The 19381-nt window shown below is 72.8% G+C and carries 22 protein-coding genes; 6 read left to right on the forward strand and 16 right to left on the reverse strand.

What is annotated here, in order from left to right:
* Positions 1 to 4 precede the first annotated feature (4 nt).
* Both ACFWRO_RS17330 and hisI read right to left on the reverse strand, forming a co-directional pair.
* Positions 5 to 1495 (reverse strand): anthranilate synthase component I, encoded by a 1491-nt coding sequence (locus tag ACFWRO_RS17330; protein WP_384510783.1) that lies wholly within the window; start codon positions 1493 to 1495, stop codon positions 5 to 7.
* An 11-nt stretch (positions 1496 to 1506) separates the two neighbouring features.
* The gene (gene hisI, locus ACFWRO_RS17335) at positions 1507 to 1857 is read right to left on the reverse strand and encodes a phosphoribosyl-AMP cyclohydrolase (RefSeq protein WP_345692165.1); all 351 of its coding nucleotides are present in this window, start codon (positions 1855 to 1857) and stop codon (positions 1507 to 1509) included.
* Between the two features lie 84 nt (positions 1858 to 1941).
* On the opposite strand from hisI, the gene ACFWRO_RS17340 reads away from it, so the two are divergent.
* The gene (locus tag ACFWRO_RS17340) at positions 1942 to 2577 is read left to right on the forward strand and encodes a TIGR03085 family metal-binding protein (protein ID WP_384510786.1); all 636 of its coding nucleotides are present in this window, start codon (positions 1942 to 1944) and stop codon (positions 2575 to 2577) included.
* Here ACFWRO_RS17340 and ACFWRO_RS17345 read toward each other — a convergent pair.
* From ACFWRO_RS17345 to hisD, 10 genes are all read right to left on the reverse strand, one after another.
* Positions 2574 to 3830 carry an MFS transporter gene (locus ACFWRO_RS17345; protein WP_384510915.1) on the reverse strand — a complete coding sequence of 419 codons (1257 nt, stop codon included), beginning with the start codon at positions 3828 to 3830 and terminating at the stop codon, positions 2574 to 2576. The two genes, ACFWRO_RS17340 and ACFWRO_RS17345, sit on opposite strands and share 4 nt — an antisense overlap.
* An 11-nt stretch (positions 3831 to 3841) precedes the next feature.
* Positions 3842 to 4429 carry an ArsR/SmtB family transcription factor gene (locus ACFWRO_RS17350; RefSeq protein WP_384510789.1) on the reverse strand — a complete coding sequence of 196 codons (588 nt, stop codon included), beginning with the start codon at positions 4427 to 4429 and terminating at the stop codon, positions 3842 to 3844.
* A gap of 153 nt (positions 4430 to 4582) precedes the next feature.
* Entirely contained in the window at positions 4583 to 5338 is a 756-nt protein-coding gene (gene hisF, locus ACFWRO_RS17355) for an imidazole glycerol phosphate synthase subunit HisF (protein WP_362015952.1), read from the reverse strand.
* Positions 5335 to 5778 (reverse strand): RidA family protein, encoded by a 444-nt coding sequence (locus tag ACFWRO_RS17360; RefSeq protein ID WP_384510792.1) that lies wholly within the window; start codon positions 5776 to 5778, stop codon positions 5335 to 5337. Before ACFWRO_RS17360 ends, hisF begins: the two co-directional genes overlap by 4 nt.
* Positions 5775 to 6503, reverse strand: coding sequence for a bifunctional 1-(5-phosphoribosyl)-5-((5-phosphoribosylamino)methylideneamino)imidazole-4-carboxamide isomerase/phosphoribosylanthranilate isomerase PriA (gene priA, locus ACFWRO_RS17365; protein WP_384510795.1), 729 nt, complete (start codon positions 6501 to 6503; stop codon positions 5775 to 5777). Before priA ends, ACFWRO_RS17360 begins: the two co-directional genes overlap by 4 nt.
* Positions 6500 to 7141 carry an imidazole glycerol phosphate synthase subunit HisH gene (gene hisH, locus ACFWRO_RS17370; protein ID WP_384510917.1) on the reverse strand — a complete coding sequence of 214 codons (642 nt, stop codon included), beginning with the start codon at positions 7139 to 7141 and terminating at the stop codon, positions 6500 to 6502. The genes priA and hisH overlap by 4 nt, the downstream gene beginning before the upstream one ends.
* Positions 7142 to 7155: 14 nt before the next feature.
* Positions 7156 to 7323 (reverse strand): hypothetical protein, encoded by a 168-nt coding sequence (locus ACFWRO_RS17375; RefSeq protein ID WP_362015946.1) that lies wholly within the window; start codon positions 7321 to 7323, stop codon positions 7156 to 7158.
* A gap of 4 nt (positions 7324 to 7327) precedes the next feature.
* On the reverse strand, positions 7328 to 7921 hold the full coding sequence (gene hisB, locus ACFWRO_RS17380; protein WP_158986436.1) for an imidazoleglycerol-phosphate dehydratase HisB: 594 nt from the start codon (positions 7919 to 7921) through the stop codon (positions 7328 to 7330).
* A complete protein-coding gene (locus ACFWRO_RS17385) occupies positions 7918 to 9078 on the reverse strand; it encodes a histidinol-phosphate transaminase (protein ID WP_384510799.1) in 1161 nt (386 codons plus the stop codon). The genes hisB and ACFWRO_RS17385 overlap by 4 nt, the downstream gene beginning before the upstream one ends.
* Entirely contained in the window at positions 9075 to 10400 is a 1326-nt protein-coding gene (hisD, locus tag ACFWRO_RS17390; protein ID WP_384510802.1) for a histidinol dehydrogenase, read from the reverse strand. Before hisD ends, ACFWRO_RS17385 begins: the two co-directional genes overlap by 4 nt.
* 174 nt (positions 10401 to 10574) lie before the next feature.
* Between hisD and ACFWRO_RS17395 the strand changes: the two genes are divergently transcribed.
* The 4 genes from ACFWRO_RS17395 (at position 10575) to ybaK (ending at position 14783) form a co-directional block, all read left to right on the forward strand.
* Positions 10575 to 12176 carry an oxidoreductase gene (locus ACFWRO_RS17395; protein WP_384510805.1) on the forward strand — a complete coding sequence of 534 codons (1602 nt, stop codon included), beginning with the start codon at positions 10575 to 10577 and terminating at the stop codon, positions 12174 to 12176.
* Positions 12177 to 12358: 182 nt separating this feature from the next.
* Positions 12359 to 13528 carry a hypothetical protein gene (locus tag ACFWRO_RS17400; protein ID WP_384510808.1) on the forward strand — a complete coding sequence of 390 codons (1170 nt, stop codon included), beginning with the start codon at positions 12359 to 12361 and terminating at the stop codon, positions 13526 to 13528.
* 5 nt (positions 13529 to 13533) lie between these two features.
* Positions 13534 to 14271, forward strand: coding sequence for an LON peptidase substrate-binding domain-containing protein (locus tag ACFWRO_RS17405; protein ID WP_362015937.1), 738 nt, complete (start codon positions 13534 to 13536; stop codon positions 14269 to 14271).
* A 14-nt stretch (positions 14272 to 14285) separates the two neighbouring features.
* Positions 14286 to 14783: a Cys-tRNA(Pro) deacylase gene (gene ybaK, locus ACFWRO_RS17410; RefSeq protein ID WP_384510812.1), complete on the forward strand. Its 498-nt coding sequence runs from the start codon at positions 14286 to 14288 to the stop codon at positions 14781 to 14783.
* Between the two features lie 240 nt (positions 14784 to 15023).
* Here ybaK and ACFWRO_RS17415 read toward each other — a convergent pair whose 3' ends face one another.
* The 4 genes from ACFWRO_RS17415 to ACFWRO_RS17430 form a co-directional block, all read right to left on the reverse strand.
* Positions 15024 to 15557, reverse strand: a complete 534-nt coding sequence (locus ACFWRO_RS17415) for an ABC transporter permease (protein ID WP_384510815.1) — start codon at positions 15555 to 15557, stop codon at positions 15024 to 15026.
* Between the two features lie 154 nt (positions 15558 to 15711).
* A complete protein-coding gene (locus ACFWRO_RS17420) occupies positions 15712 to 16596 on the reverse strand; it encodes an ABC transporter permease (protein WP_384510818.1) in 885 nt (294 codons plus the stop codon).
* Between the two features lie 13 nt (positions 16597 to 16609).
* A complete protein-coding gene (locus tag ACFWRO_RS17425; protein WP_384510821.1) occupies positions 16610 to 17590 on the reverse strand; it encodes an ABC transporter ATP-binding protein in 981 nt (326 codons plus the stop codon).
* 28 nt (positions 17591 to 17618) lie between these two features.
* The gene (locus tag ACFWRO_RS17430) at positions 17619 to 18932 is read right to left on the reverse strand and encodes an NYN domain-containing protein (protein ID WP_384510823.1); all 1314 of its coding nucleotides are present in this window, start codon (positions 18930 to 18932) and stop codon (positions 17619 to 17621) included.
* A gap of 237 nt (positions 18933 to 19169) precedes the next feature.
* Between ACFWRO_RS17430 and ACFWRO_RS17435 the strand changes: the two genes are divergently transcribed.
* Positions 19170 to 19343: a hypothetical protein gene (locus ACFWRO_RS17435; protein ID WP_175439074.1), complete on the forward strand. Its 174-nt coding sequence runs from the start codon at positions 19170 to 19172 to the stop codon at positions 19341 to 19343.
* The last annotated feature ends 38 nt before the right edge of the window (positions 19344 to 19381 follow it).

Consider the following 19381-nt stretch of genomic DNA (forward strand, 5'->3'; position numbering starts at 1 on the left):
GCCGTCATGACGCGTTCATCCGGTTGGCGGTGTGTACGGCGCGGAGGACGGCGGCGGCCTTGTTCCGGCACTCGTTGTCCTCGGCGACCGGGTCGGAGTCGGCGACGACACCCGCTCCGGCCTGCACGTACGCGGTGCCGTCGCGCAGCAGGGCGGTACGGATGGCGATGGCGGTGTCGGAGTCGCCGGCGAAGTCGAGGTAGCCGACGCACCCGCCGTACAGTCCGCGCCGGGACGGCTCCAGCTCCTCGATGATCTGCATCGCGCGTGGCTTCGGGGCGCCCGAGAGCGTGCCGGCGGGGAAGCAGGCGGTGAGGACGTCGAAGGCCGTGCGGCCCTCGGCGACCTGTCCGGTGACGGTCGAGACGATGTGCATGACGTGCGAGTACCGCTCGATCGACATGAAGTCGACGACCTCCACCGAGCCGGGCTCGCAGACCCGGCCGAGGTCGTTGCGGCCGAGGTCGACGAGCATCAGGTGCTCGGCGCGCTCCTTGGGGTCGGCGAGCAGCTCCTCGGCGAGGTCGTGGTCCTCCTGCGGGGTGGCTCCGCGGTGCCGGGTGCCGGCGATGGGGTGGACCATCGCCTGCCCGTCCTCGACCTTCACGAGGGCCTCGGGGCTGGATCCGACGACGTCGAAGCCGTTCTCGAAGCGGAAGAGGTACATGTACGGGGACGGGTTGGTGGCCCGCAGCACCCGGTAGACGTCGAGCGCGGAGGCGTGGCAGGGGGTCTCGAACCGCTGCGAGGGCACCACCTGGAAGGCCTCGCCCGCCCGGATCCGCTCCTTGATGTCCTCGACGGCGTCCTGGTAGGCCGGGCCGCCCCAGAGCGCGGAGAACTCCGGCAGTTCGGAGGGCGGGAGGGCGACGGGGACGGAGGCGACGGGGCGGGCCAGGTCGGCCTGCATGGCGTCGAGCCGGGTGACCGCGTCGGCGTACGCCTCGTCGACGCCGGTCTCCAGGTCGTTGTGGTTGATCGCGTTGGCGATCAGCAGGACCGAGCCGTCCCAGTGGTCCAGGACCGCGAGGTCGCTGGTCAGGAGCATGGTCAGCTCGGGCAGCTCAAGGTCGTCGCGGGTGGAGTCCCCGATGCGCTCAAGGCGGCGGACGATGTCGTAGCCGAGGTAGCCGACCATGCCGCCGGTGAAGGGCGGCATGCCGGAGGCGAGGTCGCGCGGGGTGTGGAGGGTCTCGACGGTGGCGCGGAGCGCGGCCAGCGGGTCGCCGTCGGTGGGGACGCCGACGGGCGGGGTGCCGAGCCAGTGGGCCTGCCCGTCGCGGACGGTGAGCGTGGCGTCGCTGCGGACGCCGATGAAGGAGTAGCGCGACCAGGAGCGGCCGTTCTCGGCGGATTCGAGGAGGAAGGTGCCGGGGCGCTCGGCGGCGAGCTTGCGGTAGAGCGCGACCGGGGTGTCGCCGTCCGCGAGGAGCCGGCGGCTGACGGGAATCACACGGCGGTCGGCCGCCAGCTTGCGGAAGGTCTCGAGATCCATGGCGCCAGACCCTACTTGCCCAGGGGCAGGACGTCGGCGTCGAAGCAGGTCCGCGCGCCGGTGTGGCAGGCGGCCCCCACCTGGTCGACCTTGACGAGCACGGTGTCGGCGTCGCAGTCGAGGGCGACGGACTTGACGTGCTGGACGTGGCCGGAGGTGTCGCCCTTGACCCAGTACTCCTGGCGGCTGCGGGACCAGTAGGTGCAGCGGCCGGTGGTGAGGGTGCGGTGGAGGGCCTCGTCGTCCATCCAGCCGAGCATCAGCACCTCGCCGGTGTCGTACTGCTGGGCGATGGCCGGGACGAGTCCGTCCGGGCTGCGCTTGAGGCGGGCGGCGATGGCCGGGTCGAGATTGCTGCTCATGGGGCCATTGTGCCGTGGTCCGGGGGTATGCCCAGGTGGGCGTCCACTGGGCGGACCGCGGTCCGCGGTCGTACGCTGGCGGGCATGTCGACCCATGCCAAGCGTGAACGCCTTCTGCTCGCCGACCTGTTGGAGGCGGCCGGGCCCGATGCTCCGACGCTCTGCGAGGGCTGGCGGACCCGGGACCTCGCGGCCCATGTGGTGGTGCGCGAGCGCCGCCCGGACGCGGCCGCCGGAACGCTCGTACCGGCGCTGAAGACGAGGCTCGACCGGGTGCAGGCGGAGTTCGCGGAGAAGCCGTACGAGGAGCTGATCCAGCTCATCCGTACGGGGCCGCCGCGGATGTCGCCGTTCACCATCAAGCAGGTGGACGAGGGGGCGAACGTCGTCGAGTTCTACGTCCACACGGAGGACGTACGGCGGGCCCAGCCCGACTGGTCGCCGCGCGACCTTGACCCGGTCTTCTCGGACGCGCTCTGGTCGCGTCTGGAGAAGGGCGCCCGCCTCCTCGGCCGCAGGGCCCCGGTGGGCCTGGTGCTCCGCCGCCCGAACGGTCAGACGGCGGTCGCCCACAAGGGCACCCCGGTGGTGACGGTCTCCGGCGAACCGGGCGAGCTGACCATGTTCGTCTTCGGCCGCCAGGACGTGGCGAAGGTGGAGCTGGACGGCGACCAGGACGCGATCGAGCGCCTGCACGACACGAAGCAGCTCGGGATCTAGGAGGTACCCGGGCGCTTGCCGCCCGGGAGCTCCGCCCGGCGCAGAGCGGTGACGGACAGGCCGTACACCCCGCCCAGCGCGCACATCGCCGCGCTGGCCACGAACACCGGGCCGAGGCCCCACAGGCCGACCGCCGCGCCCGTGAGGGGGAAGCTCAGCGGGGCGAGGCCCAGGCTGACGAAGCTGGTCACCGCTGTCACCCGACCGAGGTACGCGGGGTCGCACTCGGTCTGGGTGAGCGCGCCGCACAGGGCGCCGCTGAGCCCCGCGAGCAGGCCGACGGAGAGCGCGAGGGCCACGGCGACCGGCAGCTCGGGTACGTACGCGAGGGCGCCCAGGGAGGCCGAGCCGAGGGCGATCGTCCAGCCCAGGACCGCCCCGGCGCGGGGTATTCGGCCCCGCACGGTCAGCAGCAGGGACGCGGCGCCCGCTCCCGTACCGAATCCGGCGAGGACCCAGCCGATGCCGGAGGCGCCCCAGCCGCGCGCGTCGGCGAGGAGGGCGAGGCCGACGTTGAGGGGGCCGACGAAGCCGAGGTCGCTGAGCGCGACGACGATCATCAGCGGGCCGAGGACGCGGTGCCGGCGGAGGTAGCGCAGGCCGTCCGTGAGGTCGCGCAGGGCCGTGCCGTCCCGGGCAGGCCCGCCGCCCGGCAGCGGGGCGATCCGCAGCGCGAGGAGCAGCGGCAGGGAGGCCGCGAAGAGGAGTCCGGCGACCCCGAAGGCGGCGGCCGGTCCGCCGAGGGCGACGGCGAGGCCGCCGAGCGGGGCGCCGAGGACGAGCGCGGTCCGCTGGGCGAGGCCGCGCATGCCCTGGACCCGGGCGAGCTGGTCGCGGGCGGCGATCCGGGGCGGAAGGGCTCCGACGGCCGGCAGGAAGAGGGCGTCGACGGTGCCGAAGACGAGGGCGACGGCGGCGAGCACCCAGAGGGTCGGGCTGCTGAGCAGGAGCAGTCCCGCCACGCCAAGGACGACGAGGCAGCGGACGGTGTCGGAGACGATGACGACGCGGCGCGGTCCGAAGCGGTCGGCGATCACTCCCCCACCAAGCATGAGCAGGGCGCGCGGGACGGCGCTGACGGCCATGACGAGCCCGGCCTCGGCGGGGGTGCCGCCGCGGACGGCGGTCCAGGAGAGGGCGATGTAGTAGACGCTGTCGCCGAGCGCGGAGGCGGAGTACCCGCCGAGCCAGCGCAGGACGTTGCCGTCACGGTGGGCGGGGACGGCGGCGGGGAGGGTCGCGGTCGCCGTCATGAGCGGTGCCGTCATGACCGGTAGGGGAAGCCGTGGAGGTGGACGGCGACGTTCTCGCGGCCCTCGGTGTCGCCGGCGGCCTCGGCGGCCCGGGCGAGCTGGTCGTACTTCCTGAGGACCGCCTCCAGCTCCTGGCCGAGGTCGTTGAGTTCGGTGGCGGTGAGGCGGGGCAGCCACTCGGCGCTGAGGGACGCCGAGCGCCACTCGTCCGACCAGGTGAGCCGCTCGTCGAGGAAGCGCTCCAGGAGCGAGGCGCGCTGGTCGTTGATGGCGCGCCCGAGGGCGTCGCTCGCGGCGATCAGCTCGGGGGCGCCGCGCATGTCCTCGTCGTGGATGCTCAGCCCGTACGAGCTGGGCCGCCACCAGCGCTCGCGGCCGTCCGCCGACTGGGTCTCCGCCTCTTCGATGAGCCCGTGGTCGGCCAGCTTGCGCAGGTGGTAGCTGACCAGCGAGACAGCCTCGTCGACCTGGTCGGCGAGCTGGGAGGCGGTGGCCGTACGGGCCACGAACAGGGCCCGGTAGAGCCTCATGCGCAGCGGGTGCGAGAGGGCCTTGAGGGTGCCGAGGTCGGTGATCCGGCGGCTGTCGGGCGAGGTCATGGAACCAGCGTAGATCCGAAAGAAAACTTGCGCAAGAGAAATTGCGCAACCAATCTTGCGCAATCGATCCTGCGCATCCGGCATCCTGCACATCCGGCCAAGAGAAAAGCCCCCGCCGGACGAACCGGCGGGGGCTCTACGATCGGTGCGGACTCAGCGGACCGGGTGGCCCGCCTCCCGCAGCGCGCCCTTGACCTCGGAGATCCGCAGGTCGCCGAAGTGGAAGACCGACGCGGCGAGCACCGCGTCCGCGCCCGCCTCGATGGCCGGCGGGAAGTCGGCCAGCCTGCCCGCACCGCCCGACGCGATCACCGGCACGGTCACGTGCTTGCGCACGGCCGCGATCATCTCCGTGTCGTAGCCGTCCTTCGTGCCGTCCGCGTCCATCGAGTTGAGCAGGATCTCGCCCGCGCCCAGCTCGGCGGCCCGGTGGGCCCACTCGACTGCGTCGATGCCGGTGCCCTGGCGGCCGCCGTGCGTCGTCACCTCGAAGGAGCCCGAGGCCGTGCGCCGGGCGTCCACCGACAGCACGAGCACCTGGCGGCCGAAGCGCTCCGCGATCTCGCGGATCAGCTCGGGCCGCGCGATCGCGGCCGTGTTCACGCCGACCTTGTCGGCACCGGCGCGCAGCAGCTTGTCGACGTCCTCCGCCGAGCGCACCCCGCCGCCCACGGTCAACGGGATGAAGACCTGCTCGGCGGTGCGGCGCACCACGTCGTAGGTCGTCTCCCGGTTGCCGGAGGAGGCGGTGATGTCGAGGAAGGTCAGCTCGTCGGCGCCCTCGGCGTCGTACAGCTTCGCCATCTCGACGGGGTCGCCCGCGTCCCGCAGGTTCTGGAAGTTGACGCCCTTGACGACCCGGCCGTTGTCCACGTCCAGGCAGGGGATCACTCGTACGGCGAGAGTCATGCCGCGTCACCTCCGTCGGACGCCTCACTCCGGTCAGTCCGGTCAGTCCGGTCGGTCCGGTACGCCTCGACCTCGACCTCGACGACCAGGCTCGGGTCGACGAAGCCGGACACGATGATCATCGAGGCCGCCGGGCGTACGGCGTCGAACAGCTCCTTGTGGGCGCGGCCGACCTCGTCCACGTCCCGTGCGTGGGTGATGTACATCCGGGTCCGTACGACGTCCCGCGCGCCCAGGCCGAGCTTCTTCAGCGCGCCGAAGGCCACGTTGAAGGAGTTGATCGCCTGCTCGTACGGGCCTCCGCCGGCGATCTGGCCGCCGATCACCGACGTACAGCCGGCGACGAGGACCAGGCCGTTCGGCAGCTCCACCGCGCGCGAGTAGCCGAACTGCTCCTCCCACGGCGCGCCGGTCACCACCTTGCGTACGGAGTCGGTCATACGGCGGCCACCGCCTCCAGCGCCTCCTCCAGGGTGAACGCCTTGGCGTACAGCGCCTTGCCGACGATCGCGCCCTCGACGCCCAGCGGTACGAGGCCGGACAGGGCGCGCAGGTCGTCCAGGGACGAGACGCCGCCGGAGGCGACGACGGGCTTGTCGGTGGCCGCGCAGACGTTCTTCAGGAGCTCCAGGTTGGGGCCCTGCAGGGTGCCGTCCTTGGCGATGTCGGTGACGACGTAGCGGGAGCAGCCCTCGGAGTCGAGACGGGCGAGCGTCTCGTAGAGGTCGCCGCCGTCGCGGGTCCAGCCGCGGCCGCGGAGCGTGGTGCCGCGCACGTCGAGGCCGACGGCGATCTGGTCGCCGTGCTCGGCGATGACCTTGGCGACCCACTCGGGGGTCTCCAGGGCGGCGGTGCCCAGGTTGACGCGGGTGCAGCCGGTGGCGAGGGCGGCGGCGAGCGAGGCGTCGTCGCGGATGCCGCCGGAGAGCTCGACCTTGATGTCCATGGCCCGGGCGACCTCGGCGATCAGCTCACGGTTGTCGCCGGTGCCGAAGGCGGCGTCCAGGTCGACCAGGTGCAGCCACTCGGCGCCGGAGCTCTGCCACGCGAGGGCGGCCTCGAGCGGGGAGCCGTAGGAGGTCTCCGTACCGGACTCGCCGTGCACGAGGCGGACGGCCTGGCCGTCACGGACGTCGACGGCGGGGAGGAGTTCGAGCTTGCTCACAGCGTTCCGATCCAGTTCTTCAGCAGCTGGGCTCCGGCGTCGCCGGACTTCTCGGGGTGGAACTGGGTCGCCCACAGGGCGCCGTTCTCGACGGCCGCGACGAAGGGCTCGCCGTGGGTGGCCCAGGTGACCTTGGGGGCGCGCATGTTCGGGTTGCCGACCTCCAGGGTCCACTCCCGCACTCCGTAGGAGTGCACGAAGTAGAACCGGGCGCCGGCGTCGAGGCCCGCGAACAGCTCGCTGTCCTCGGGCGCGTCGACGGTGTTCCAGCCCATGTGGGGCACGATCGGGGCCTTCAGCGGCTCGACCGTACCGGGCCACTCGTCCAGGCCCTCGGTCTCCACGCCGTGCTCGATGCCGCGGGCGAAGAGGATCTGCATGCCGACGCAGATGCCCATGACGGGGCGTCCGCCGGAGAGCCGGCGGTCGACGATCCACTCGCCGCGGGCCTCCTTGAGGCCCTTCATGCAGGCGGAGAAGGCGCCGACGCCGGGGACGAGGAGTCCGTCGGCGTTCATCGCCCGGTCGTAGTCGCGGGTGATCTCGACGTCGGCGCCGACGTGGGCGAGGGCGCGCTCGGCGGAGCGGACGTTTCCGAAGCCGTAGTCGAAGACGACGACCTTCTTGGACGGGCTCACAGTGCTCACGCTGCTCATTCCCAGATTCCCTGGATCCGCAGGACGCCCGCGACCAGGCACATCACGGAGGCGACGGCGAGGAGGACGATCACGCCCTTGGGCAGCTGCTGCTTGGAGAAGGAGTACACACCGCCGGCGAGGAAGAGCCCGACGACGATGAGGATGGTGGAGAGGCCGGTCATGGAGTTAGAGCGCGCCCTTCGTGGAAGGCAGGATGCCTGCCGCGCGCGGGTCGCGCTCGGAGGCGTAGCGCAGGGCCCGGGCCAGCGCCTTGAACTGGCACTCCACGATGTGGTGGGCGTTGCGCCCGTACGGCACGTGGATGTGGAGCGCGATCTGCGCCTGGGCGACGAAGGACTCGAAGATGTGCCGGGTCATCGTCGTGTCGTAGGAGCCGATCATCGGCGCCATGTTCTCGGGCTCGGTGTGCACCAGGTAGGGGCGGCCGGAGAGGTCGACGGTGACCTGGGCGAGCGACTCGTCCAGGGGGACGGTGCAGTTGCCGAAGCGGTAGATGCCGACCTTGTCGCCGAGCGCCTGCTTGAAGGCGGCGCCGAGGGCGAGGGCGGTGTCCTCGATGGTGTGGTGCGAGTCGATGTGCAGGTCGCCGTCGGTCTTGACGGTGAGGTCGAAGAGCCCGTGGCGGCCGAGCTGGTCGAGCATGTGGTCGTAGAAGCCCACACCGGTGGCGACGTCGACCTTGCCGGTGCCGTCGAGGTCGATCTCGACGACGACGGAGGTCTCCTTGGTGGTGCGCTCGACTCTTCCTACGCGGCTCATGAGCTCTGCTCCTTCGGGGGCATGGGGGTGTCCCCCACAAAACACTGCAACTGACGGACCGCGTCGAGGAACGCGTCGTTCTCTTCAGGGGTGCCGGCGGTGACCCGCAGCCAGCCCGGTACGCCGTTGTCCCGGACCAGGACGCCCCGGTCGAGGATCTTCTGCCAGACCTCGTGGGAGCCCGCGGCTCCGTCGAAGCGGCCGAACTGGACAAAGTTGGCGTCGGAATCGGTGACCTCGTAGCCGATCGCGCGCAGCTCGGTGACCAGGCGGTCCCGCTCGGTCTTGAGCTGTTCGACGTACCCGAGGAGCGTATCGGTGTGCTCCAGGGCGGCGAGCGCGGTGGCCTGCGTGACGGCGGACAGGTGGTACGGCAGGCGTACGAGCTGTACGGCGTCGACCACGGCCGGGTGGGCGGCCAGATAGCCGAGGCGGAGCCCGGCGGCGCCGAAGGCCTTGGACATGGTGCGGGAGACGACGAGGTTCGGGCGGCCCTCGATCAGCGGCAGGAGGGAGTCCCGGTGGCTGAACTCGACGTACGCCTCGTCGACGACCACCAGCGAGGGCTTGGCGGCCTGGGCGGCCTCGTAGAGCGCGAGGACCGTCTCGGCCGCGACCGCCGTGCCGGTGGGGTTGTTGGGCGAGGTGATGAAGACGACGTCGGGACGGTTCTCGGCGATCGCCTTCTCGGCCGCCTCGACGTCGATGGTGAAGTCCTCGTTGCGCGGTCCCGAGATCCAGCCGGTGCCGGTGCCGCGCGCGATGAGCGCGTGCATCGAGTACGAGGGCTCGAAGCCGATGGCCGTACGGCCGGGGCCGCCGAAGGTCTGCAGCAGCTGCTGGAGGACCTCGTTGGAGCCGTTGGCCGCCCAGACGTTCTCGACGGCGACGGGGTGCTTCGCCGTACGGGTGAGGTAGCGGGCGAGCTCGGTGCGCAGCTCGATCGCGTCCCGGTCGGGGTAGCGGTTGAGGCCGCGGGCGGCCTCGGCGACCCGCTCCGCGATCCGGGCCACCAGGGGCTCGGGCAGCGGGTAGGGGTTCTCGTTGGTGTTCAGCTGGACGGGGACGTCGAGCTGGGGCGCGCCGTACGGGGACTTGCCGCGCAGCTCGTCCCGGATGGGCAGGTCGTCGATGCCGACGGTGTCGTACGTGTTCACTTGCTCTCGGGCACCTTCCATCCGAACCGGGCCTTGAGCGCGGCGCCGTGCGCGGGCAGGTCCTCGGCCTCGGCGAGCGTGACCACGTGGTGGGTGACGTCGGCGAGGGCGTCGCGGGTGTAGTCCACGATGTGGACTCCGCGCAGGAAGGACTGGACGGACAGGCCGGAGGAGTGGCAGGCACAACCGCCGGTGGGCAGCACGTGGTTGGAGCCGGCGCAGTAGTCGCCGAGGGAGACCGGCGCCCAAGGGCCGACGAAGATCGCGCCCGCGTTACGGACGCGCTCGGCGCGGGCGGCGGCGTCGGTGGTCTGGATCTCCAGGTGCTCGGCGCCGTACGCGTCGACGACCTTGAGGCCGTCCTCCAGGTCGTTGACCAGGACGATCGCGGACTGCCTTCCGGCCAGGGCCGGGACGATCCGGTCGTCGATGTGCTTGGTGGCGGCGACCTGGGTCTTCAGCTCGGCCTCGGTGGCGGTGGCCAGTTCCTCGGAGTCGGTGACGAGGACGGCGGCGGCCATCGGGTCGTGCTCGGCCTGGCTGATGAGGTCGGCGGCGACGTGCACGGGGTCGGCGGTGGAGTCCGCGAGGATCGCGATCTCGGTCGGGCCTGCCTCGGCGTCGATGCCGATGCGGCCGGTGAAGTACCGCTTGGCGGCGGCGACCCAGATGTTGCCGGGTCCCGTGACCATGTTGGCGGGGGCGCAGGACTCGGTGCCGTACGCGAACATCGCGACGGCCTGGGCGCCTCCGACGGCGTACACCTCGTCGACGCCGAGCAGCGCGCACGCGGCGAGGATCGTCGGGTGCGGCAGCCCCCCGAACTCCTTCTGGGGCGGGGACGCGAGCGCGACGGACTCGACGCCCGCCTCCTGCGCCGGGACGGCGTTCATGATCACGGAGGAGGGGTAGACGGAGCGGCCGCCGGGCGCGTAGAGACCGACGCGCTGGACGGGGATCCACTTCTCGGTGACGGTGCCGCCGGGCACGACCTGGGTGGTGTGCGTCGAGCGGCGCTGGGCGCGGTGGACGATCCGGGTGCGCCGGATGGACTCCTCCAGGGCCTCCCGGACGGCCGGATCGAGCTGCTCCAGGGCCTCGGCGAGCGCCTCGGCGGGCACGCGCACGTGCTCCAGGGTCACACCGTCGAACTTCTCCGCGTACTCGACCAGCGCCGCGTCGCCCCGATGATGGACGTCCTCGCAGATGGGCCGCACCTTCTCCAGGGCGGCTTCCACGTCGAACTCGGCACGGGGCAGCAGGTCGCGCAGTGCGCCACCCTCGGGGAGGGCGTCGCCGCGCAGGTCGATACGAGAGATCACGGGTCAATTCTCGCAGACGCCCCACAAGCGCCGAACGCCCGTATCACTGGCTGATACGAGCCACTCTGGCGTCTTGTCGCCACAGCTGACCGTTAGCGTTCACTCCGTCACTCAGCGGGAAGAACGGCTGTACGAATCCAGGGAAGCGGGTTCGTGGAAAGCGAGGGGGCGGCAGTGACCGAGCCGCACGAGGACGGAATGCCGGACGGGCTGACCGGCCCGGAGCGCGTCATGTGGCGGGCCTTCCGGATCGGCAGGACCTGTGATCTGAGTGAGGGGGAGGCGACACGGGACGACCCCTTCGGGGCGCACGTCTGGGGCGAGGAGCGCAGTGTGCGCGCCGAGGTGGTGGCGCTGCTGCTGCTCGACGGCCCGCAGGCGCGCTCCGGGCGGGTCGCGGCGCTCAAGCTGCGCGGCGTGCGGATCACCGGCGTGCTCAATCTGGCCGGCGGGACGGTCGATCCGTACGTGGAGTGGAACCGCTGCCGGTTCGACCAGGAGATCGTGCTGCCGGAGGCCCGCTTCGGCACGGTGCGGATGGTGGAGTGCGCGATCCCCCGGATCGAGGCGGCGCGGCTGCACACCCAGGGCGATCTGCATCTGCCGAGGTGCCGGATCCAGCGCGGCATCCGGCTGACGGACGCGCAGATAGGGACGGACCTGCTGATCAACCAGATCCGGGTGTGGCCGGACCGGCGCGGCCGGGCGATCACGGCGGACGGCCTCGTGGTCGCGCAGGACCTCCAGGCGGAGCTGATCGAGACGTACGGCGAGCTGAGCCTGCGCGGGGCGAAGGTCGGGGTGTCGCTGAGCCTGCGGGGCAGCGTGCTCCGTGGGGCGCAGCAGCGCCGCGCGCTGAACGCGCCGCAGCTGACGGTGGAGCGCTCGCTCTATCTGAACGCGGCGTGGGTGTACGAGGGCTCGGGGAACGCCACGGCCACTCCCCCGTACGGCATCGGCTACACCCCGGTGCGCGGGGCGATGCGCAAGCCGGTGGAGTGCCACGGCGGGGTGCGGCTGGACGACGGGCGGTTCGGGGACGCGGTGGACCTGCACTACGCGCGCTTCATGCTCGACGGTTCGAAGCGGGAGGAAGTCTCGCTGCGCCGGATAGTGACACCGGAACTGCGCTTCAACGGGGAGCAGCCGGAGGAGGGCCGGGTGGTGCTCAACGGCGCCCGCGTGGTCACCCTGATCGACCTCTCCACGAGCTGGCCGGGCCCCGGCGGCCTGTCGATGAACGGCTTCGTCTACGAGAACCTCGTGCCGTACGGCCACTTCCCGCTGACGCGGCGCCTGGAGTGGGTGGCGGCGGCGACCCCGGAGTACGCCCCTGAGCCGTACGAACGCCTGGCGACGGTGCTGCGCAACAGCGGGGAGGACGCGGACGCCCGGGAGGTGCTGCTCGCCAAGCAGCGCAGACGCCGGGAGACGCTGCCGGTGGCCGGGAAGCTCTGGGGCTACCTCCAGGACTGGACGGTGGCGTACGGCTACCGCCCGGGCCGGGCGGCGCTGTGGATGGCGGTGCTCTGGGCGGCGGGCGCGCTGGCGTTCTCGCGCTACGACCCGGTGCCGCTGAAGGCGGAGGAGTCGCCGAACTGGAGCGCCACGCTGTACGCGCTGGATCTGCTGCTGCCGGTGATCAATCTCGGCCAGGACGGCTACTGGCGCCTGGAGGGCGCCTGGCAGTGGGGCGCGGCGGTGCTCATCCTGCTGGGCTGGGTGCTGGCGACGACGGTGGCGGCGGGGGCGTCGAGACTGCTGCGACGAGGGTGAGGCGGTCGAGACGAGAACATGGAGGTGGGCTGAGGCAAGTGGGGATGGTGTGACGCAGGGGACGGATTGCGCCAACCCTCACCGCTTTCTTTACGGTGTCTTGACCATCTGGAGGACAACTTTCCCGCCGCTACCAAAGCTTCACAGTCCCCCACTGGCGCCGCTCCCACCTGCGGTTTTCAATGGTCCGCACCATGTCTTTGCTCCGCGCCCTGATCGGCACCGCCCGTCTGGTCCGGCACGCACCGCGGCTCACCGCCGCACTGCCGCCGGACGACGACGTGCTGCTCGACGCGCCGGACGAGCGGCTCGCCCCCGCGCTGATCGCGGCCGCGCTCGCCGACCCCGAGCCCGCCGCCAAGCTGCTCGCGACGACCAGGGACGGCGCCGAGTGGGAGGCCAGGGACCGGTACGTGGCCCGGCTGGCCACGTTCGCGTACAGCCGCGACGAGTGGCTGACCCAGTGGCTGGAGGCCGCCCCGCGCGACCCTGACGCGCTGCTCGTGAAGGCCGAGCTCGCGGTGCGCCGGGCGTGGGAGTCGCCGGCCCGCGCGGAGCGGCTGCGCGAACTGGGCCCGCTGATCGACGCGGCCGCCGAGGCCTCACCCCGCGACCCGGTGCCCTGGCGCCTCGCCCTGGACCACGCGCGCGGCACGCACGCCGGGCACGCGGCCTTCGAGTCGCTGTGGGAGCAGGCCGTGCGCCGCTCCCCGCACCACTACGGCTGCCACATCGCCGCGCTGCGCTACCTCTCGGCCCAGTGGTACGGCTCGCACCGCGAGTGCTTCGACTTCGCGGAGCAGGCCGCCGAGGACGCCCCGCCCGGCTCGCTCGCCCGGGTGCTCCCGGTCAACGCGGCCTTCGCCCAGTACCTCACGGGCACCGGCCCGATGCCGGACGACCGGATCGACGCGGCGGCGGACCGGGGCCTCGCGCTGTCGGCGGCGTACCCGGAGGGCGATCCGTGGCCGGCCGAGGTCCGCAACCTGCTGGTGTACGTACTGGTCAGGCGGGGCCGCTGGCAGGAGGCGTTCGAGGAGTTCCGGAGGATCGGCCCGTACGCGACGTCGTTCCCGTGGGCGCTGGTCGGGGACGATCCGCTGAACGGCTTCCTGGAGACGAGGGACGCGGTACGGGCGGAAGTGGCGCGGAGGACGCCGCTGAGGGAGGCGGGGCGCGGGCGGAACGGAGCAGCGGGGCACGAATCCGGCCGTGGAGCGGAGCTCGACACGGGCCGCAGAACGCCCCTCGACACGCACCTCCACACGGACCTCGACACGGGTCGCGGAACGGGGTGGAGGACCGGTCATGGACAGGCCGACCGCGGCGGCCCCGGCGGCCATTACGCTTGACCGCTGTGACCACCGCCAGCCTGCCTCTCTTCCCGCTCAACGCGGTGCTGTTCCCGGGCCTCGTGCTGCCCCTGAACGTGTTCGAGGAGCGGTATCGCGCCATGATGCGCGAACTGCTCAAGACCGATGAGTCGGAGCCCCGCCGCTTCGCGGTCGTCGCGATCCGCGACGGCCGAGAGGTCGCGCCGACGGCGCCGGGGATGCCGGACCCGACGGCGATGCCGGAGAAGGGGCCCGCGGCGGGCTTCGGCCCGGACCCGATCCAGGCGTTCCACCGGGTCGGCTGCATCGCCGACGCGGCGACGATCCGGGAGCGGGCGAACGGCAGCTTCGAGGTGATGGCCACCGGGACGACCCGGGTGAAGCTGCTGTCGGTGGACGCGAGCGGTCCGTTCCTGGTGGCGGAGGTCGAGGAGATCCCGGAGGAGCAGGGCGACGAGGCGGGCACGCTCGCGGAGGGCGTGCTGCGGGCGTTCCGGAGCTACCAGAAGCGGCTGGCGGGGGCGCGGGAGCGGTCGCTGACGACGAGCGACCTGCCGGACGACCCGTCGGTGGTGTCGTACTTGGTGGCGGCGGCGGCCGTCCTGGACACCCCGGCGAAGCAGCGGCTGCTGCAGGCGCCGGACACGGCGACGCGGCTGCGCGAGGAGCTGACGCTGCTGCGGTCGGAGACGGCAGTGCTGCGGCACCTGCCGTCGCTGCCGGCGGTGGAGCTGACCCGGGCGCCGACGAGCCCGAACTGACGGAGGAGCGCGGAGTGGCGAAGAAGCAGAAGAAGCAGGCGGGCGGCACTCCGGCGACGGTGGCCCTGACGACGGCCGGTGTGCCGTACACGCTCCACTCCTACGACCACGACCCGGCGTCGCCCTCGTACGGCGAGGAGGCGGCGGAGGCGCTGGGGGTCTCCCCCGACCGGGTCTTCAAGACGCTGGTCGCGGACGTCGACGGCGAACTGACGGTCGCGGTCGTCCCGGTCGCAGGCCAGCTGGACCTGAAGGCCCTGGCCTCGGCGGTCGGCGGCAAGCGGGCGACGATGGCCGACCCGACCCTGGCGGAACGCACGACGGGCTACGTCCGAGGCGGCATCTCCCCCCTGGGCCAACGCAAACGCCTCCGCACGGTCCTGGACGCCTCGGCGTCCACCCACGAGACGATCTGCATCTCGGCGGGCCGGAGAGGCCTGGAGGTCGAACTCACCCCCACGGCCCTGACCACCTTGACCGCAGCAGTCCTGGCCCACATCGGCCGAGGCTAGCGGATCCGGCTTACGCGGCAACCACCGCGGCGCACAGCTGCCGCACCCGGCCCGGGGCCAAAGCCCCACCCCTCACAACGCACACCCGCCCCTCCGAAGGCCGGGGCGGAACCCCCACCCCTCGCGGCGCGCAGCCGCCGCTCCGGGGGTACGGGGGCGGAGCCCCCGGTCTCGTCAGAGTTTGGGGGAGGGGTGGTCTGGGGGGGAGCCTTCCGGCCTTCCGGGCCCGCCCCCGGGGCCTCAGGTCGACGGGGCGGTCGGCCGGGGGTCCTCGGGCCACGTCGGGTCCGGGTCCCTCGGGCCGAAGAGGGCCGTCAGGATCAGGTGGACGATCATGGCCGCCAAGGGCCAGGCCAGCAGCGCGCCCGCCCACATCTCCAGCTTCAGGGGCGCGTCGAAGACGATGTTCGGGCCGACCTCCCTCGCGTGGGCGACCACGTCGTGGGTCGGGCCGAGGAACGTGCCCACGCCCCACCCGAGCGCCGAGCCCAGGACACCGCCCACCGCCAGCGCGAGCACCAGCGCGACGCCACCGTGCCGGTGGATCAGGAAGACGAGCGCCGCCGCGAGCGCACCGAAGCCCAGCGCGAGCAGCACGAACGTGCCGTCCGCCCCGACCGCCGACTCCCCCTCGCTGTCCCGCAGGAACACCGCCTTGCCGTCCGAGATCAGCGGAACCCTCGGCGCGAGCCACAGCCACAGCAGCCCCAGGGCCACACCGGCCACCGTAGAGACCGCGGCCACCACGGCGGCCTGCCGCAGCTCCGTGGCCACGCTCGGGGCCCCGTCGTCCGTCGGCAGAGCGTGCGGATACGGCGCCGGCCATCCCACCGCGTCGCGCGGCGGCTCTTCAGGCTCATGAGGCTGGTGAGGCGGTGTCAGGGGTGCGGTCACCCCGCCATCGTGCCAGGTCCGGAACCCGCCCGCCTCAGCGGACCGCCGCCCGGCGATACGCCCACGTCGCCACCGCGAGCGACAGCACCCCGACCACCCCGCACACCGCGAGGTCAAGGCCGACCGCCGCCCAGTCCGGACGCGCGTCGAAGGTCCGGGCCAGCGCCTCCACCCCGTACGTCGACGGCAGCAGGTCCCGCGCCCAGCCGATCGGCCCCGGCAGCCGCTCCGCCGGCAGCACGCCGAGGAGCAGCGCGGCCGACATGCCCAGCTGCCCGAGCAGTGTCGCGAACTCCTGGCGCGGCGCGAGCAGCCCGAGCGCCGCGCCCAGACCGGCGAGCGCGGCCCCCGCAAGCGGCACGACCGCCGCGAGGATCCAGAGATGGCCGAGCGGCAGCCCGAAGAGCAGCGACCCGATCACCGCGGTCACCACCGTCCCCGGCACGGTGAAGGACGCGTACGCCCCCGCCGCCCCGAGCACCACGGCCGCCGGCGGCACCGGCAGGGTGGCGTAGTGGTCGAGGCCGCCGGTGGCCCGCAGCTGTCCGAAGTACTGGGCGAGCAGGTTCAGCGCGACGAACGCGACGACGAGCACCGAGGAGCCCGCCACCACGGCCCGCGCCTCCGCACCGCCGTCGACGACGCCCCGCATCAGGACCATGATCCCGACGGACTGGAACGTCGCCACGAAGAGCAGGGGGATACGGGCGACCCGGGCCCGCGAGAGCTGCGCGCGGTACACGGCGGCGAGCGCGGGCAGCAGCCGGGCGCGCGGCGCCAGCGGCGCGACCGGGCTCACGACCGACGGCGCGTCGGAGGCCCGAGCCGCGAGGGCCCCGGCCGAAGGCGACGCCGACGGCGACGCCGACTGCGACTCGGCCCCCGACCCCGACGCTGCCCGGGCGGGCACGATACTCACTCCGTACAGCTCCTCACGCCTTGACCAACCCCTGCGTCTCCCCGCCCAGCGCGAGATACACATCCTCCAGGCTCGGCGTCGCCAGCGTGAAGTCGTCCAGGGCCGCGAACGCCGCCCCGCCCGTCACCGCCGCGACCGTCGCCCGCGCCTCGTCCGGGGCGAGCCGGAGGGTCCAGCGCCGCCCCGACTCCTGCGCGAGCCCGCGCAGCGCGGCGACCTCGGGCACCTCCAGCGGGGCGCGCTCGCGCCACACCAGGTCGAGCCGGACCTCGCCCGCGACCCGCTCCTTGAGCCCGGTCGGGGTGTCGCAGGCGATGACCTTGCCCCGCTCCAGAACGGCGACCCGGTCCAGTACGGTCTCGGCCTCGATGACGTTGTGGGTGACGAGCAGCACGGTGGTGCCGTACTCGGCGCGCCGCCGGTCGACGGCGGACCAGACGGCCCGCCTGGCGACGGGGTCCATCCCGGTGGTGGGCTCGTCGAGGACCAGGACCGGCCGCTCGCCGACGAGCGCGGTCGCGACGCAGGCGAGCCGCCGCTGTCCGCCCGAGAGCTTCCTGAGCGGCCGCCCCGCGAGCTCGGTCAACCCGAGCTCGGCGAGGACCGCGTCCTTCTCTGCCCGGGCGTCCCGCGCGGAGAGTCCGCGCAGCCGCGCGGTGGTCTCGGCGGCGAGCGAGACCGTCAGCTCGTCGAGTGCGGTGGACTCCTGGCCGAGGAAGGCGAGCAGGCGCGCGGCGCGCTCCGGGTGGCGTACGAGATCGTGGCCGAGCACCTCGACGGTGCCGGAGTCGGGGCGCATCAGGCCGGTCAGCTGGCGGACCAGCGTGGACTTGCCGGCGCCGTTGGGCCCGAGCAGGCCGAAGATCTCGCCGCCCCTGACATCGAGGCTGATGCCGTCGGTGGCGCGGATCTCGGGCGTCGCGGGCGTCCCCCGCCGAGCGCGCGCGGCGGGGTACGTCTTGACCAGATCCCGCACCACGCACACCGTACTCACGGGGGGAGAGCCTACGGGGTCCCCCGGCCTACTCCCCAGCGGGGGCGCGTTCCGCGGCTGCCCGCACGTCGATCTCGCGCCAGAACCCGGCCCGGATCGCGTACCGGTCGTGCTCGTCGATCTGGTCGTCCTTGTGGGCGAGCAGGCCGAACCTGGCGGCGTAACGGAGCAGTTCGCCGTCGATGCGGTGCGGGATCCGCGGGTACATGAGGGAGAGCTTCTGGACGTGGCTCTGCTCGGGGAGCCGTTCCATCCAGCGGCGGGCGAACACCTGCCCGACCTCGAAGGGGTCGCCGCCGACGGTGGTGATGTCCTCCTCGCGGTCCGCCCAGCGCTGCTCGGCGCTGGTGAGCTGCGCGAGGGTGGGCAGGGAGGCCGTCTCGGGCGGCTCGCCGAGGGCCGCGGTGGGGCGGTCGATCCAGCCCTTGTCGGAGGACCAGCGGAGGGTGGCGGCGGGCTGGGGCGCGCCGGGCACGCCCGGACCGCCGGGGCCGCCGCCAGGTCCGCCGCCGGGCCCGCGGAGCCCGGCCAGGTCCTTGGGCGTGGGGACGCCCTTCCCGGTGGACGGCGCGGGCACCCCGCCGGCCGCCGGCCCGTCCTCGTCGGACGCGGGCGCCGCGGTCTCGGCCGCGGCGACCCCGTTGTGTACGGAAGCGGCTGCCGCGGCCGCCGCCTCCGCGGCCCGCTCGGCGGAGGCGGCGAGCGCCGACTCGGGCAGCGGGGCGGAGAGGATCGCGGCGATCTCGGGGCGCGGGGCGGGCGGCGGCGCGCAGAGGCCGGTGAGGTCCTTGGCGCGGACGGCCCGGGTGATCCAGGCCCGGTCGAGGACGCGGCGCTCGTCGGCCTCGGCGACGAGGTCCTCGGACTGGTTGTAGTCGCCGTCGGCGGCCTGGACGGCCCAGAGGTGGACGGCGACGCCGTGCTCCTTGGCGGACATCAGGCCGGGCAGCAGGTCGCCGTCGCCGGTCACGAGGACCACGTCGGAGCAGGCCCGGTTCCTGGCCAGCTCGGTCAGCTCGGCGTGCATGGCCGCGTCGACGCCCTTCTGGGCCCAGCGGCCGTCGCTGCGGGTCAGCGCGCCGAGCCGGACGGTCACCCGGGGCATGACGCGGAGCCTGCGGTGCTCGGGCTGGGGCACCCGGTCGGGTGCGCCGTCGAACCAGTAGATCCGCAGCAGGGGCTGCTCGGTGTCCGCCTCGGCCCGTTCTCGGAGGTTCTGGATGAGCGCGGCGTGGTCGACGGTGATCCTGGAGCGGGCCGGTTCCCCGGCGAGAAGGCTCGCGGCGGCACCCAGCAGATAGCCGGCGTCCACCAGAACGACGCAGCGGTCCACGTGTTCCACCCTCTTTCGGGAACCTCGGGATCGGAAGTTGCTTCGGATTTCCTTCGAGTCTGCCCGAACGTCGGGAGGTTGACGGCCGGAACTGGATCATCGGCGTGGCGAATGTCACTTCGTGGACGCTCGGTGGCCGACCGGCGCACCGATCACTGTCGGTAATGATCCAAAATGCGACGGTTCGCCCCATGTGTGAGTCTGACAGCGGCCCTGGCCCCGAGATCCCTTTGAGGAGGCATCACCATGGCCAAGAATCGCAAGCAGAACCGCAGTCAGCAGCAGTCCTCGCCGGCCGAGCGCGGCGCCCAGCAGGCGCAGCAGTCGTCGATGGAGTCGCAGGCCGAGCAGCGTGCCTCGCAGGTGACTCCCGGCGACATGGCTCGCAAGGGCCGTCAGAAGCGCTTCGGTCACAACTGACCGCGCGTAACCCCGGAAGGGGCGCACCCGTGACGACG

Source organism: Streptomyces sp. NPDC058579, assembly GCF_042718575.1.
GTDB lineage: Bacteria > Actinomycetota > Actinomycetes > Streptomycetales > Streptomycetaceae > Streptomyces.

Coding starts and splice junctions, on each gene's coding strand:
- ACFWRO_RS17330 (WP_384510783.1), bottom strand. CDS start 1,495: ATGGATCTCGAGACCTTCCGCAAGCTGGCGGCCGACCGCCGTGTGATT.
- hisI (WP_345692165.1), bottom strand. CDS start 1,857: ATGAGCAGCAATCTCGACCCGGCCATCGCCGCCCGCCTCAAGCGCAGC.
- ACFWRO_RS17340 (WP_384510786.1), top strand. CDS start 1,942: ATGTCGACCCATGCCAAGCGTGAACGCCTTCTGCTCGCCGACCTGTTG.
- ACFWRO_RS17345 (WP_384510915.1), bottom strand. CDS start 3,830: ATGACGGCGACCGCGACCCTCCCCGCCGCCGTCCCCGCCCACCGTGAC.
- ACFWRO_RS17350 (WP_384510789.1), bottom strand. CDS start 4,429: ATGACCTCGCCCGACAGCCGCCGGATCACCGACCTCGGCACCCTCAAG.
- hisF (WP_362015952.1), bottom strand. CDS start 5,338: ATGACTCTCGCCGTACGAGTGATCCCCTGCCTGGACGTGGACAACGGC.
- ACFWRO_RS17360 (WP_384510792.1), bottom strand. CDS start 5,778: ATGACCGACTCCGTACGCAAGGTGGTGACCGGCGCGCCGTGGGAGGAG.
- ACFWRO_RS17375 (WP_362015946.1), bottom strand. CDS start 7,323: ATGACCGGCCTCTCCACCATCCTCATCGTCGTCGGGCTCTTCCTCGCC.
- hisB (WP_158986436.1), bottom strand. CDS start 7,921: ATGAGCCGCGTAGGAAGAGTCGAGCGCACCACCAAGGAGACCTCCGTC.
- ACFWRO_RS17400 (WP_384510808.1), top strand. CDS start 12,359: ATGGTCCGCACCATGTCTTTGCTCCGCGCCCTGATCGGCACCGCCCGT.
- ACFWRO_RS17435 (WP_175439074.1), top strand. CDS start 19,170: ATGGCCAAGAATCGCAAGCAGAACCGCAGTCAGCAGCAGTCCTCGCCG.